The sequence below is a fragment of the Micromonospora sp. NPDC049004 genome, from assembly GCF_040649315.1.
In the GTDB taxonomy this organism is placed as follows: domain Bacteria; phylum Actinomycetota; class Actinomycetes; order Mycobacteriales; family Micromonosporaceae; genus Micromonospora.
The window spans coordinates 677,907-692,117 of sequence record NZ_JBEZFG010000002.1; the positions used below are offsets into that span (position 1 = coordinate 677,907).

Below are 14,211 nucleotides of genomic sequence, written 5' to 3' on the forward strand. Positions count from 1 at the left end.
GCGACGAGATCGCGACGGGCCCTCGCTGTGTCCGGCGTCGGTCAGCCGGGACGGCCGTAGCTGTGGATCGGCCCGTCGTCGACCTTCTTCATCTTGATGGGCACACCGGCCTGGGAGGCGTGCACCACCCAGCCATTGCCGACGTACATGCCGACGTGGTGGATGTCGCTGTAGTAGAAGACCAGGTCACCGGGGCGCAGATCGGCCCTGCTGACGTTCTTGGTCACCCGGCTCTGCGCGGCGGCGTTGTGCGGCAGAGACACACCGGCCTTCGCCCACGCGGCGAGCATCAGCCCGGAGCAGTCGTACGAGTTCGGACCCTCGGCGCCCCACACGTACGGCTTGCCGATCTGAGCGCAGGCGAACTTGACCGCAATGCCCGCGCCGCCGCCGGGGTAGCTGGCCGGGCAGGGCGCCGGACGCAGGGGACCGCCGCCGCCGTTGCCGTACACCTTGAGGCGCAGCTTCTGCAGCCTGTCGATCTCGTCGTTGATCTGCTTCTTCTTCGCCGCCAGCTGCGCTTCGGTCCGGGTCAGCTGGGCCACCATCTCGTCGAGCGGCGCCTTCTGCCGGGCCAGCTCGTCGCGGAGATCGGCGACCTGCCGGACGTCCTGCTGCTGGTTGTGGGCGAACCGGTCGAGCATTTCGAGCTGCCCGACCACCTCACCGGGCGACCGGCTGCCGAGCATCGTGTTGACCGTCGACAGGTTCTCGCCCATGTACGCGCGCACGGCCAGCGCGCTGACCTTGTTCATCGCGGCGTCGACCTGGCGCTCCAGGGGCGCGATGCGGGCGGCGAGCGCGTCGGCCTGCTTGCGCTTGGCGGCCAGGTCCGCGCGGGTGGCGTTGTGCCGTTCGATTACCGGTTCGAGCTTGTTCCAGTCGGCGTCGATCTGGCGCTCGATCTCGGCGACGGACGGGTCCGCGTGGGCCGCCGTGGCGCTGCCGGTCAGGACGACGGCAACGCCGACCAGTGCGGCGAGGGCGGTGGTGAAGCGGGACCAGCGTGGACGCGGCACTGTCGACGTCGGGTCGGCCGGGGCCGACCGTTCGGACGACGGCCGCGGGGCATGGAGGGCCACCGGGGTTCCGTACTCCTTCTTCCCGACCGCCTACCGGGTTAGCTGACGGGTTCGGGCGGGAAGTTGGCGCCCTACCGCATTGGCTGCGGATTCACCCCGGGGGAACCTGGGTCCCCGGCTCGCTCGAAAGCGACTCGGCGGTGTCGGTCCGTTACCGCCCGGGATGGGCGGACCTGCTACCGGGCCGACAAATGACCAGAGTAGAGACGGCCGTTACCGATCCGCAACCCGTGCGGCCGTGACACTCCGTACCGATTGGAAGAGATCACCGAGCGTGTGTGAAGGTTTCTTTCGATGCAGTTTGATATATGGAAAGGTATTGACGCGGACTCCCGACCGGCGCGAAGGTGACGACACAGTTACCAGTCAAATCTAGGGGGTTCGATGGAAAGTCCAACCCTGTCCGCCGGCCGGCGCGCATCGCTCGCGGTCGCGGTGGTCATCGCCACGGCCGCCGTACCGCTGAGCGCCGGCACCGCCTCCGCAGCACCCTCCGCCGACCGTCAGCAGCAGTACGCCGCCGCGTCGACCGAGTACGGCGTGCCGACCGCCGTGCTGCTCGGGGTCTCCTACCTGGAGTCCCGCTGGGACAGCAACGCCGGCACCCCGAGCACCAGCGGCGGCTACGGACCGATGCACCTGACCGATGCCCGCCACGTGGCCGCCCTACCCGCGCGTGGCCACCACGACGCCGGCGCCGAGGATCCGCGCGGCGACGACTCTCGTGCCGCCATGGCACCCGCACCGGCCACGGATCCCGCGCCGTCCACCGCCACGTTGCAGACCGTCGACGCCGCCGCCGCGCTGACCGGGGCCGCCCCCGAGGCGCTGCGCAGCGACCCGACGACAAACATTCGGGGCGGGGCGGCGCTGCTGGCCGCGTACCAACGGGAGGTGGGCGCCCCGGTGGGTGCCGGCACCGACCCCGCGACCTGGTACGGCGCGGTGGCCCGGTACGCCGGCGCGGACAGCGCCGACGCCGCGGCGGCCTTCGCCGACGAGGTCTTCACCACCATCGGCGCCGGCGAGTCCCGCGTGACCGACGACGGCCAGCGGGTGACGTTGCCGGCCCGCGCGGTCCAGCCCCAGCGCTCCTGGTTGGACCGGCTGGGCCTGCGACGACTCGCCCGCCCGGACGGGCTGGAGTGCCCACGGACCGTCTCCTGTGAGTGGATCCCGGCACCCTACGAGGCGTTCGGCGACGGCGACTACGGCAACCACGATCTCTCCGACCGGCCCGCCCGGCAGAAGATCGAGTACATCGTCATCCACGACACCGAGGCGAGTTGGGCGACCACGCTGAAACTCGTCCAGGACCCGACCTACGTGAGCTGGCACTACTCGCTGCGCTCGGTGGACGGGAACATCGCCCAGCACGTCAAGACCAAGGACGTCGCCTGGCACGCCGGCAACTGGTACGTCAACGCGAAGTCGATCGGGCTGGAACACGAGGGCTTCGCCGCGCAGGGCACCTGGTACACCGAGGCGATGTACCGGACCTCGGCGAAACTCGTCCGGCACCTCGCGCTGCGGTACGGGATCCCACTGGACCGCCAGCACATCATCGGCCACGACAACGTGCCCGGCACCATCGCGTCGACAGTGCGCGGCATGCACTGGGACCCGGGGCCGTACTGGGACTGGACGCACTACTTCGACCTGCTGCACGCACCGCGCCTGGACACCGGCACCCCGGCCACCGGGCTCGTCCGGATCGACCCCGATTACGCGACCAACCAACCGGCGTTCACCGGTTGCGTCACCCCTGGGACGCCGTGCGCGCCGCGCGGCTCCTCGTCGGTGGTGCTGCACACCGCGCCGTCCGAGGACGCGCCGCTGGTCAACGACATCGCGCTGCGCCCGGACGGCACCCCGAACACGATGGACGTGTCGGACCATGGCGCCCGGGCCTCCGCCGGCCAGACGTACGCCCTGGCCGGACGGCAGGGCGACTGGACGGCCATCTGGTACCTCGGGCAACGCGCCTGGTTCCACAACCCGGCGTCCGCGCCGACCGCCAGCTGGACCGTCGGCGTGGTGGCCGTCCCGAAGCCCGGCCGGGCCACCATCCCGGTCTACGGTCGGGCGTACCCGGAGCAGGCCGCCTACCCCGAGGGTGTGCCGTACCAGGCGATCTCACCACTGCAGTACACGCTCGCCGCCGGTCAGCGGTACGCCGTCGGCGCGGTGCTGGCCGGTGAGTACTACCGGGCCAGCACGTTCGACGGCTCCTCGCCCGGCGACTGGACGGTGATCCGCGGCAAGAACCGGTACGTGCAGATCCAGTTCGGCCACCGCATCATGTACGTCGATCTCGCCGACGTGCAGCTCCTGCCGTCCCCGGTGGGCGCACCCCGCTGACGACGACAAACGACGAGGGCCCCCGGTCATCCGACCGGGGGCCCTCGTGACGTCAGCTGGATCAGCCGGGTCGGCGGAACCCGGCGATGGGCATGGTGTTGATGCTGGACACCTGCACCGGTTTGCCGGCACGAGGCGCGTGCACCATCTGGTTGTTACCCAGATACAGCCCGACATGGCTCAGGCCGGAGAAGAAGAAGACCAGGTCACCGGGACGGGCGTCGGCGCGCGACACGGCCTTGCCCTCGTTCCACTGGTCACCCGTGTGGTGGGTGAGGTAGATCCCGGCCGACTTGTAGGCGTACTGGGTCAGCCCCGAGCAGTCGAACGAGTTCGGGCCGGTGGCGCCCCAGACGTACGGGTCACCGACCTGCTGGCAGGCCGTCTTGATCGCCTTCTGGGCGGCGACGGCGAGCACACCGTTGATGGTCGGGCAGCCGACGGTCTTGACAGTGGTCTTGGGCATCGACGCCTCGAGCTTCTTGATCTCGGCGTCGATCTGCTTCTTCTTGGCCGCCAGCTCGTTCTGCTGCCGGGTCTGGGTGGCGATCAGCGCGTCGAGCTTCTGCTTCTCGCCGTCGTACTTGGCCCGCACGGCCAGCACGCCCTCGACCTGCTTGCGCTCCTGCGCGGCCAGCCGGTCGAGGAGGGTGAGCTGCTCGGTGAGGGTGTCCGGCTTGGCGCTGACGAGCAGCGCGCCGATCTCCTGCGACGGGCCCGACATGTAGTAGCGGGACGCGAGGTCACCGACCCGGTTGAGCGCCAACTCGCTCTGCAGGGCCAGCGGCTCGATCTTCTTCTGCAGGTCGGACGACTTCTTCCGGTTGACCTTCAGCTGCGCCCGGACCTTGTTGTACTGCTCGATGGTGGGCTCCAACTGCTCCCACTTCTTGTCGATCTGCGCCTCGATCTCGTCGACCGTGGGCTCGGCCTGAGCCGGCACGGCGAGCATTCCGGCGCCGACCGCGGCAGCGGCGACCAGCACGAGCAGACGGTGGGCGACCCGACGCAGACCGCCCGGCCGAACGGGCAGTCCCGGGGCGTGACGATGAGGGGGCATGGTTGCCACCGGCACCGACTCCTTTGCAACCGACCGCCGGGCGCCTCGCGTGAGGGAAGGGCCGAGGCAGACGACCCACAGCGGTCGGTGCCCCACATTAGGGAAGCGGTGGGCCGGAATCAAGGCGAGCCGAGTCACCGTCACTGTCACGCAACCGCTTGCACACCAAGGGTGTTGGTCAATTACCCAACGATTGCGGTCAATACGTCGTCGAGCGTGACCACTCCGAGCGGACGCCTACCGTCGCTGACCAGCACCATGTGCCGCCGTTCGCGGCGCATGGCCAGCAGCAGATCCGCCAGCGTACGTTCCGGTGGCACCACCGCCAGCGGTCGGTACACCTGGGCCGGCACCGGCGCCCGACGGCCCTGCCCGGCGTACCCGAGCACGTCCTTGACGTGCACGAAACCCAGGACACGTCGGGTGGACCGCTGCACCACCGGGAACCGGGACCGGCCGGTCCGGGTCGCCAGCACCTCCAGCGACGCCGGGGAGACGTCCTCGGCCACCGTGACCACCGTCGACCACGGCTGCAACGCGTCCGCCGCCGTCCGGGTGTGCAGGGCCAGGGCCCCGGTGATGCGGGCGTGCTCCTCGGCGTCGAGCAGCCCTTCGGTACGCGCCTGCGACACCAGCCCGGCCAACTCCTCGGCGGTGAACACCGTCTTCACGGCCTCGGTCGCCTCGATCCGCCAGAACGCCAGCACCCGGCGGGCCGCCCACTTCATCGCCAGCAGCAACGGCTTGGTGGCCACGCAGAAGGCCAGCATGGCCGGGCCCAGCCAGAGCGCGGAGACCTCCGGACCAGCCAGCGTGATGTTCTTCGGCACCATCTCGCCGACCACCGTGTGCAGGAAGACGACGACGCCGAGCGCCAGCACGAACGCCACCGGATGCACCGCGCGCTCGGGCAGGCCGACGGCGTGGAACGGTGACTCCAGCAGATGAGCCAGCGCCGGCTCGGCGATCGCCCCCAGGCCCAGCGAGCAGACCGTGATGCCGAGCTGCGCGCCAGCGATCATCAGCGGGATCTGGTTCATCGCCGACAGCGCCCAGCGGGCCCGCTTCGAGCTGGCGGCCAGCGGCTCGATCACCGTCCGCCGCGACGCGATCAGCGCGAACTCGCTGCCCACGAAGAACCCGTTGCCGAGCAGCAGCAGCACTGTCACCAGCAGCTCAGTCATCGGCGTCCGGCTCCGCCGGGCGCAGCACCCGGACCTGCTCGATCCGGTGCCGCTCCACCTCCACCACTGTGAACTCCCAGCCGTCCGCGTCGACTGTCTCGCCCGCCAGCGGGATGTGCCCCAGTTGCGCCATGAGGAAGCCGGCCAACGTCTCGTACGGCCCCTCGGGCAGCCGGAAGCCTGTCTGCTCGGCCAGCTCGTCGGAGCGCAGCACCCCGTCCACCAGCACCGTGCGCTCCCCACCCGGCACGGTCAGCTCGACCGGCCCGGTGTCGTCCACACTTGCCGGGTCGAACTCGTCGGCGATCTCCCCGACCAGCTCCTCGACCAGGTCCTCGATCGTGACCACGCCGTCCGTGCCGCCGTACTCGTCGACCACGATGGCCAGGTCGGCCCCGGCCGCCTTCAACGCCGCCAGCACGCCGTCCAGGTCCAGGCTCTCCGGCACGTACACCGGCTCCCGGGCCACCGATCCGACGATCGTCGACGCCCGCGCGGCCAGCGGCACGCCCAGCGCGTCCGGCACGCCGGCCACACCGGTGACCAGGTCCAGGGTCTCCTCGTACACCGGAAAGCGGGTCCGTCCGGTCCGCCGGGACTCCTCGAGCAGCTCGGCCACGGTGGCGGTGGCACGCAGCGCCACCACGTCGACCCGCGGGGTCATCGCCTCGGCCGCCCGTTTGTCGCCGAACCGGATGGTGCGGCGCAGCAGCATCGCCGTGTCCGGGGGCAGCGCGCCCGCGCGGGCCGAGATGGCGGCCAGCAGGCCCAGCTCCTCCGGCGAGCGGGCGCTGGCCAGCTCCTCCTGCGGCTCCACGCCGAGCGCCCGGACGAGGCGGTTCGCCGAACCGTTCAGGCCCCGGATCACCCAGCCGAACGTCCGGGAGAAGGTGTGCATCGGCCCGGCGGTGGCCAGCGCGGCGGGCATCGGTTGGGCGAGCGCCGCGTTCTTGGGCACCAGCTCGCCGAAGAGCATGGAGATGAGCGTGGCCAGGGCCAGCGCCAGGAACGGGGTGAAACGCTCGGTGCTGTCCCCGGCGACCGGTCGTAGCAGCGGGGTGAAGATCCGGGCCAGGGCGGGCTCGGCCAGGTAGCCGGTGAGCAGCGCGGTGATGGTGATGCCGAGCTGCGCCCCGGAGAGCTGGAAGGACAGCTCACGCAGCGCGGTGCGGACCGTCAGGGCGGCCTGGTCGCCGGCGGCGGCCCGGCGGTCGATCTCCGCCCGGTCGACCGTGACCAGGGCGAACTCGGCCGCGACGAAGAACGCGTTGCCCGCGGTCAGGGCTATGAAGCCGACCAGGGGCAACAGCGTCATCAAGAGCAGGCCGTCGATGTCGCCTCACCTCGGCGAGATTCTTGCACGACGGCGGCGGCCCCCGGAGGGGCCACCGCCGTCGATGTTCAGATCCCGGTTGTACGCGTCTCAGCCGGCGACCGGCGCGGACTCCTTGTCGCCCCGCGGCTGCTCCGGCTTGACCGAGCGCAGCAGCACGCTCGCCACGTCGATCACCTCGACCTGTTCGCCGGCACCCTTGCCGTTGACCCCGTCGTTGAGCATCGTCGAGCAGAACGGGCAGCCGACGGCGACGGTCTTCGCCCCGGTGGCCATGGCCTCCTCGACCCGGTCCACGTTGATCCGCTTGCCGATCTTCTCCTCCATCCACATGCGGGCGCCGCCGGCGCCGCAGCAGAAGGAGCGCTCACTGTTGCGCGGCATCTCGGTGATCTCGCCCTCGATGGCGTCGCCGAGGACCTCGCGAGGGGCCGCGAAGATCCGGTTGTGCCGGCCCAGGTAGCAGGGGTCGTGGTACGTCACGCCGCCGTCGACGGGCTGCACCGGCGTCAGCTTGCCGGTGGACACCAGGTGGGCCAGCAGCTGGGTGTGGTGGACCACCTCGAACTCGCCGCCGAGCTGGCCGTACTCGTTGCCCAGGGTGTTGAAGCAGTGCGGACAGGTCGCGACGATCTTGCGCTTGGCCTTCTCCCGGCCCTCGAACGCCTCGTTGAGCGTCTCCACGTTCTGCTGGGCGAGCATCTGGAAGACGAACTCGTTGCCGATCCGTCGCGCCGGGTCGCCGGAGCAGGTCTCGCCCTCACCGAGGATCGCGAACTTCACGCCGGCCTCGTTGAGCAGCGTGGCCACGGCCCGGGTGGTCTTCTTGGCCCGGTCCTCGAACGCGCCGGCGCAGCCGACCCAGAACAGGTACTCGAAGTCGTCCACCTCGCCGACCCGGGGGACCTCGAAGTCCAGGCCCTTGGTCCAGTCCTCGCGGGTGTTCTGCGGGGCGCCCCACGGGTTGCCCTTGTTCTCCAGGTTGCGCAGCATCACGCCGGCCTCGGAGGGGAAGCTCGACTCGATCAGCACCTGGTAACGGCGCATGTCGACGATGTGGTCGACGTGCTCGATGTCCACCGGGCACTGCTCGACGCAGGCGCCGCAGGTGGTGCACGACCAGAGCACGTCCGGGTCGATGACACCGCCCTCCTCGGCGGTGCCGATCAACGGCTTGTCGGCCTCGGCCAGCGACAGCACGTCCAGGTGGGCGAGCTGCGCCTGGGTGGCCTTCTCCTCGCCGGTCAGGTCCTTGCCGCCACCGGCGAGCAGGTAGGGCGCCTTGGCGTACGCGTGGTCGCGCAGGCTCAGCACGAGCAGCTTGGGCGACAGCGGCTTGCCGGTGTTCCAGGCCGGGCACTGCGACTGGCAGCGACCGCACTCGGTGCAGGTGCTGAAGTCCAGCAGGCCCTTCCAGGTGAACTGCTCGACGTGGGCGACGCCGAACTGGTCCTTCTCCGGGTCCGCCTCCTCGAAGTCGAGCGGCTTGCCCTGGCTCGTCATCGGGCGCAGCGCGCCGAGGCCGGAACCGGCCGGCTTGGTCGGCTCGCGCTTGAAGAAGATGTTGGGGAACGCCAGGAACCGGTGCCAGGCGACACCCATTGTGACGTTCAGGGAGATGACGATCAGCCAGGTCATCGAAATGGCGATCTTGATGAGCGCGGCGATGCTCGCCCCGTCCGACCAGTCGGGCAGCACCGCGCCGACCGCGTGGCTGACCGGGGTGGCCCAGAACGGGTACTCGAAGTGGTCGGTGGCGACCTTGAAGCCGCGGATCAGCAGGCCGAAGATCAGGACCAGCAGCACGATCCACTCGACGAAGTAGCCCTGCCACATGGTCGAGCCGGTGAACCGGGACCGCCCGCCCAGCCGGTTCGGCCGGTTGCGCAGCCGGATCGCCATCAGCACCAGGATGCCGACCAGGCCCAGCACGGTGATGATCTCGGTGGCCAACCCGAAGATCGTCCAGTGCCCGATGATCGGCAGGCCGCCGGTCGGGGTGACCACCTCGAAGTACGCCTCGAGCACCAGCAGCGACAGCACGATGAAGCCGACCATCACGAACCAGTGCGCGGCACCCACCACGCCCCACTTGAGCATGCGGGTGTGACCAGCGGTCTCCACCAGCATCGTCTTCGTGCGGGCGCCCTTGTCGGCGAACCGCTCCGGAGCGGGTTGCCCCAGCCGGATGACGGCCGTCATCTTCATGACCGCGCGCACCGCCAGCCACACCGCCACGGCGGTGATGCCGGCCGCGAGGATCGTGGTGACGATCTGGACGCTGCCCATCGAGTTGGCCTCCCCGGTCTGCTGCCTGTCGAGCGGTTCAGCAACCGGGACCGGAGCAGGACGAAGCCGGCGTCGCGCCGCTTGCACACCTGCGACCGGACCGGTCGATGACCTCGCTCCGCTCGGTCATGCAGTGCAGCCTACGCGCAAGGTTACCCAGCGGTAACGTGAGTCATCTCGCAGTAGGCCACGCTGCCTGCGGACACCATAGGGTGCCCGGCCCGGTCCCGCCGGGCAGGGGCGTGGCGGGTGACCTGGATCCTTCGTCGCGGCGACGCCCCGGGCCAGGCCCAGTCGACAGCCGGAGAGGCTCAGCGCCAGCGCGAGAGCAGCACCAGCGACGCGACCATCGCACCGAAGCCGACCGCGAGGTTCCAGTACTGCCACGAGGCGACCGGGTACTCCTGCTCGGAGAGGTAGTAGACGACCAGCCAGCCGATGCCCGCGACGATCAGGGCGACAGCGGTGATCGGCAGCCACACCGGGCTAGGCTTGCGCGACGCCGCCGTCGTCGTCGGACGGACGTCCGTCGGCGGGGTGTACACCTTCTTCTTGCGGACCTGAGACTTGGGCACGGCGCTCTCCAGAGGGGGTGACGACCTCGTCCGGCCTGACAACCGGACGCGGAGGCGACGGTTCATGGCCAATAATGTTCGACAGCTAGCGTAGTCCGGAACGGCCGCCTGGACCACGAATGGGGTCAGGCAGGTACATGGAGTGACCGAAAAGGGCGGGACTGTTCGCATCACCGGCCCGGCCGGCACGAACCGATCCCCGACACGCGGAAGGAACGCTCGGTGGAGTACACATCCGGCGCCGCCTCCTGGCAGAAGGCCCTCCGACGGGCCGTCGCCGGGCTGCTGCCCCGGCGGCCACGCCAACGGCGACCAGGCTGGTCGATCGGGGTGCCCCTGATCGCCGCCGCGGCGGGGCTGCTCTTCACCACCACCGCGACCACGGCGGGCGGCACCGCTCTCCGTGAGGACCGGCGGCCCCAGCTCAACCAGCTCATCGAGGAGCGCGAGCAGCAGGTCGAGGCGAGCGAACGCCGCGCTGCCACCCTGCGCGACGAGGTCCAGCAACGCACCGACACGCTTGCCGGCTCGGACGCCCCGATCAAGGCCCAGCAGGCCCGCGCCCAGGGCAGCCTCAAGGCGGCCGGGTTCACCGCCGTCACCGGCACTGCCGTGACAGTCGAGCTGAACGACGCGCCCCAGCACGACGACGAGGCACACTCCGACGCCACCAACGACGACCTGGTCGTGCACCAGGGCGACGTACAGGCCGTGGTCAACGCGCTCTGGGCGGGTGGAGCGGAGGCCATGTCAATCATGAACGTCCGCGTGCTCGCAACCAGCGCGGTACGCTGCGTCGGTAACACCCTGCTGCTCCATGGGCGGGTGTACTCCCCACCGTTCAAGATCGTAGCAATCGGCGATCCCGCTGCCCTCCAGCAGGCCCTCGCCAGCTCTGAGGGAGTCCGGTTGTTCAAGGACGCAGTCGACGACTATCAACTCGGCTACAAGGAGTCCGTCTCCACGGTGACCATCAAGGCCTTCGAGGACTCGACCGCGCTGCGCTCGGCGACGGTGCCCAGGTGAGCAGCCCGGAAGACCGCCGCGACGGGCGACACCGGGACCAGGCGGACGACCCGACCGCCTTCCTGCCCAAGGTCGACCGACCTGAGCCGACGCCGGAGCAGCCCGAGCCGACGTCGGGACGGTCCCGGACCGGCAACTGGCCCGAGCCCGTGCTGCCCAGCCGGCCACGGGCACCGCGTCCGGCGGCAGCTCCCGAGCCGCCGAGCGCCGCTGGCCCACCCCCGGCCGACGGCCTCGTAGCGCCGGTCCGTCCCGGCTCCGGTCCGCGCGCCGACCACCCGGTCGCGCCCAGCGCCGGCCGGCCCGACCCGCAGCGCGCTGCGCAGCACCCGAGCCCGGCGGCACCGCCGCCCTGGCCCGGTGCCGCGGCGACCGGCTCAGCTCCGCACGGCGGGTCCGGCCAGCCCTCCGCCGCCGCTCCCGGCCGACCGACCGCACCCCCCATGCAGGGGCCGGTTCGGCCGGCCGCCCCGGGCACCGACCCCACGCGCGTCCCGGCCCCCGGCGCCGTGCCGACCCGCCCGGCGACAGCCAGCGGCCCGGCCGGCGCCCCGACTCCTCCCGGCGGCGCCACCCAGGCCGGCGGCGACGCGCCTACCGCGTTCATCCCGAAGGTCGGGTCGGGCTCCGCACGCCCGAGCAGCGCGGCGGGCGCCCCGGTCTCTCCCGCCGGGCCGGGCCGCCCCGCCGACCCGAACGCCACAGCTGTCATCCCCGCCGTCCCGTCCGGGCCGGCACCCCGACCGCCGGCCATGGACTCCACGGCGCTGATGGGCGCCGTCCCCCGTACGGCGACGCCGGATGAGCCGGCCGGCGCGGACGACAGCGCCGGCGAGCCTCCCCGACCCCGTCGGGGCGAGCGGGTGGTCCAACTCCGGCCGCACCAGACCGGCGAGGGCTACAAGAGCGTCTACTCGGAGCTCACCCGCCCGACGCTCGCCTCCCGCGTGCGCAGCGGCATCCGGGCCACCGGCGAGGTCCTGATCACCTTCGGCCTGGTGGTGCTGCTCTTCGCCGGCTACGAGGTGTGGGGCAAGTCCGCCGCCGTCGACGCCCACCAGCACGACCTCAGCAACCAGCTTGCCCAGGTGTGGGGTCCCAACGACGACCCCACGGTCGCCCCGTCGGCCACTCCGAGCGTCAAGCCGTCCCCGCCCGTGCACGGCAAGCCGATCGCGGGCCTCTACATCCCCAAACTCGACAAGAACTGGGTGGTGGTCGAGGGCGTCACCCAGGCCGACATCCGGTACGCCCCGGGCCACTACCCGACCAGCGCGCTGCCCGGTCAGGTCGGCAACTTCTCCGTCGCCGGCCACCGTAACCGGGCCACCTTCTGGCGGCTGGACGAGCTGAACGACGGCGACCCGATCGTGGTCGAGAGCAAGACCGACTGGTACGTCTACCGGGTGTCGCAGACCCGCATCGTCAAGCCGACCCAGGTCGAGGTCGTGGCCCCGGTGCCCGGCGAGCCGAACAAGCGGCCGACCAAACGGATGCTCACGCTGACCACCTGCAACCCCAAGTGGGACAACTACCAGCGCCTGATCATCCATGCCGAGCTGGACTACATCGTGTCCAAGTCGGCGGGCCGCCCGGCGGAGCTGGGAGGCTGACCGGATGTACGCCTTCATCTGGCGCAAGCTCCCGTTCGGCCTGGCCGGCAAGCTGATCGGTTCGGTGCTGCTCGCGGCCGCCACGGTGGCCCTGCTCTGGTACGTGGCCTTCCCGTGGGCGGAGCCGCTGCTGCCCTTCGACGACGTGCAGGTCACCCAGGACTCCGGCGTTCCCGGGGAGCCGGGCGAGCCGGGCGGCGGAGACGCGGTGACCGGAGACGCTCCGGCTGGTGACGAGCACGAGCTGCCGTACGACACCGACCGGAACAATCCCGCGCCGTCCACTCCGAGCAGGTGACCATGCGCGTCCTGGTGATCGACAACTACGACTCGTTCGTCTTCAACCTGGTCCAGTACCTGGGCCAGCTCGGCGTGGAGTGCGACGTCCGCCGCAACGACGAGATCGACGTCGCCGAGGTCGGCCCGGTGGGCGCGGCCGGGATTCTGCTCTCACCCGGACCGGGCAGCCCCGACCGGGCCGGCATCTGCCTGGACGTCATCCGGAAGTACGCGGGCGAGCTGCCGATCTTCGGCGTCTGCCTCGGCCATCAGGCCATCGGCGAGGCCTTCGGGGCGACCGTGACGCGGGCCCCGGAGCTGCTGCACGGCAAGACCTCCGAGGTGCGGCACCACTCGGTAGGCGTGCTCGCCGGCCTACCCGACCCCTTCACCGCCACCCGCTACCACTCGCTCGCCGTGCTCCCTGAGACACTGCCCGACGAGCTGGAGGTCACCGGCTGGACCGGCTCCGGTGTGGTGATGGCGATGCGGCACCGGACGCTGCCCATCGAGGGCGTGCAGTTCCACCCGGAGTCGGTGCTCACCGAGGGCGGCCACCTGATGCTCGCCAACTGGCTGGCCGGTTGCGGCCACCCGGAGGCGCTGGAGCGTGCCCCTGCGCTGGCCGCCGAGGTCGACGCCCGGCGACTCGCCGCCTTCGCCACCGCGTAGACCGGCACCGGCCGGTCAGCTGCTCAGGGCGTCCCGCACGGCGGGGTTCTCCGACGACCGGACCGCGGGGGGTCGGCCGCGCACCGCGTCCCAGGCGGCCTTGCCACTGGCGAAGTAGTCACGGACGGCCTTGCGGGCGAGCAGGCCCGGCCCGCAGCCGTCGCATCGTGCGGTGACCCCGTCGACGTCGAGACCGAGGTGCCGACAGAGCGTCACCGCCCGGGACAGGTGGTAGGACTGCGTCACGACCAGAGCCCGCTGGACGCCGTACACGTCTTTCGCGCGGATGCAGCTGTCGTACGTGTCCAGGCCGAACGGGTCCGCCACCACCCGCCGCGGGTCCACGCCGAGCGTCTCGGTCAGATACGCGGTCATCACCGTCGGCTCGTCGCCGGACGCGCCACCCCCGTCGCCGGAGACCAGCACCACCCGGGCCCGCCCGGTACGCACCAGCTCGGCGGCGGTCTCCAGGCGGCCGGCGAGCCGTTCGCCCGGCTGCCGCCCGTCCGCCGTCACCGCCGTACCCAGGACGATCACGACGTCGGCAGCGGGAGCGTCCGCTTCGCCGTACGTGTGCCCGTGCGCTCCGAACGTCGTCCACAGCCAGGGGACGCTGCTCAGGACGAGCAGGACCACGACCACCGCGATCCCGCGCAGCAGATGCCGACGCCACCGGCCCGTCCTCGGACGATCGACGGCGGAGCCCTGCCGGAGGCTCCGCACCCAGGCGCGGACTG

The 14,211-nt window shown here is 71.1% G+C and carries 12 protein-coding genes and 1 riboswitch; of the genes, 5 read left to right on the forward strand and 7 right to left on the reverse strand.

Translation table 11 applies throughout. The features are described from left to right. Window positions 1-41: 41 nt before the first annotated feature. On the reverse strand, window positions 42-1,082 hold the full coding sequence (locus AB0B97_RS07980) for an NlpC/P60 family protein (protein WP_357491589.1): 1,041 nt from the start codon (window positions 1,080-1,082) through the stop codon (window positions 42-44). A gap of 13 nt (window positions 1,083-1,095) precedes the next feature. Further along, window positions 1,096-1,232: riboswitch (cyclic di-AMP (ydaO/yuaA leader) on the reverse strand. A 234-nt stretch (window positions 1,233-1,466) separates the two neighbouring features. Between AB0B97_RS07980 and AB0B97_RS07985 the strand changes: the two genes are divergently transcribed. Further along, window positions 1,467-3,443 (forward strand): peptidoglycan recognition family protein, encoded by a 1,977-nt coding sequence (locus AB0B97_RS07985; protein ID WP_357491591.1) that lies wholly within the window; start codon window positions 1,467-1,469, stop codon window positions 3,441-3,443. 61 nt (window positions 3,444-3,504) lie between these two features. Here the strand turns inward: AB0B97_RS07985 and AB0B97_RS07990 are convergent, their stop codons facing one another. From AB0B97_RS07990 to AB0B97_RS08010, 5 genes are all read right to left on the reverse strand, one after another. Continuing rightward, a complete protein-coding gene (locus AB0B97_RS07990) occupies window positions 3,505-4,518 on the reverse strand; it encodes an NlpC/P60 family protein (protein WP_357491593.1) in 1,014 nt (337 codons plus the stop codon). A 167-nt stretch (window positions 4,519-4,685) separates the two neighbouring features. Further along, window positions 4,686-5,687 (reverse strand): hemolysin family protein, encoded by a 1,002-nt coding sequence (locus AB0B97_RS07995; RefSeq protein WP_357491595.1) that lies wholly within the window; start codon window positions 5,685-5,687, stop codon window positions 4,686-4,688. Then, on the reverse strand, window positions 5,680-7,002 hold the full coding sequence (locus tag AB0B97_RS08000) for a hemolysin family protein (protein ID WP_357491597.1): 1,323 nt from the start codon (window positions 7,000-7,002) through the stop codon (window positions 5,680-5,682). Before AB0B97_RS08000 ends, AB0B97_RS07995 begins: the two co-directional genes overlap by 8 nt. A gap of 108 nt (window positions 7,003-7,110) precedes the next feature. Beyond that, window positions 7,111-9,309 (reverse strand): (Fe-S)-binding protein, encoded by a 2,199-nt coding sequence (locus tag AB0B97_RS08005; protein WP_357491599.1) that lies wholly within the window; start codon window positions 9,307-9,309, stop codon window positions 7,111-7,113. Window positions 9,310-9,620: 311 nt separating this feature from the next. Continuing rightward, complete coding sequence (locus AB0B97_RS08010) at window positions 9,621-9,884, reverse strand: cell division protein CrgA (protein WP_007454145.1); 264 nt, start codon at window positions 9,882-9,884, stop codon at window positions 9,621-9,623. Between the two features lie 222 nt (window positions 9,885-10,106). Between AB0B97_RS08010 and AB0B97_RS08015 the strand changes: the two genes are divergently transcribed. The 4 genes from AB0B97_RS08015 to AB0B97_RS08030 are packed head-to-tail and all read left to right on the forward strand — an operon-like array spanning window position 10,107 to window position 13,474. Beyond that, the gene (locus AB0B97_RS08015) at window positions 10,107-10,910 is read left to right on the forward strand and encodes a DUF881 domain-containing protein (protein ID WP_234588926.1); all 804 of its coding nucleotides are present in this window, start codon (window positions 10,107-10,109) and stop codon (window positions 10,908-10,910) included. After that, window positions 10,907-12,523 carry a class E sortase gene (locus AB0B97_RS08020; RefSeq protein WP_357491601.1) on the forward strand — a complete coding sequence of 539 codons (1,617 nt, stop codon included), beginning with the start codon at window positions 10,907-10,909 and terminating at the stop codon, window positions 12,521-12,523. The genes AB0B97_RS08015 and AB0B97_RS08020 overlap by 4 nt, the downstream gene beginning before the upstream one ends. Window positions 12,524-12,527: 4 nt before the next feature. Further along, a complete protein-coding gene (locus AB0B97_RS08025; RefSeq protein WP_234591570.1) occupies window positions 12,528-12,821 on the forward strand; it encodes a hypothetical protein in 294 nt (97 codons plus the stop codon). A 2-nt stretch (window positions 12,822-12,823) separates the two neighbouring features. Further along, window positions 12,824-13,474: an aminodeoxychorismate/anthranilate synthase component II gene (locus AB0B97_RS08030; RefSeq protein ID WP_357491603.1), complete on the forward strand. Its 651-nt coding sequence runs from the start codon at window positions 12,824-12,826 to the stop codon at window positions 13,472-13,474. Between the two features lie 15 nt (window positions 13,475-13,489). On the opposite strand, the gene AB0B97_RS08035 is transcribed toward AB0B97_RS08030, so the two are convergent. Beyond that, entirely contained in the window at window positions 13,490-14,197 is a 708-nt protein-coding gene (locus tag AB0B97_RS08035) for an ElyC/SanA/YdcF family protein (RefSeq protein WP_357491605.1), read from the reverse strand. Window positions 14,198-14,211 lie beyond the last annotated feature (14 nt).

Excerpts from the sequence above, each read along its gene's own strand:
- AB0B97_RS07995 (WP_357491595.1), bottom strand. The coding sequence starts at position 5,687 with ATGACTGAGCTGCTGGTGACAGTGCTGCTGCTGCTCGGCAACGGGTTC.
- AB0B97_RS08005 (WP_357491599.1), bottom strand. The coding sequence starts at position 9,309 with ATGGGCAGCGTCCAGATCGTCACCACGATCCTCGCGGCCGGCATCACC.
- AB0B97_RS08025 (WP_234591570.1), top strand. The coding sequence starts at position 12,528 with ATGTACGCCTTCATCTGGCGCAAGCTCCCGTTCGGCCTGGCCGGCAAG.
- AB0B97_RS07985 (WP_357491591.1), top strand. The coding sequence starts at position 1,467 with ATGGAAAGTCCAACCCTGTCCGCCGGCCGGCGCGCATCGCTCGCGGTC.
- AB0B97_RS08030 (WP_357491603.1), top strand. The coding sequence starts at position 12,824 with ATGCGCGTCCTGGTGATCGACAACTACGACTCGTTCGTCTTCAACCTG.
- AB0B97_RS08000 (WP_357491597.1), bottom strand. The coding sequence starts at position 7,002 with ATGACGCTGTTGCCCCTGGTCGGCTTCATAGCCCTGACCGCGGGCAAC.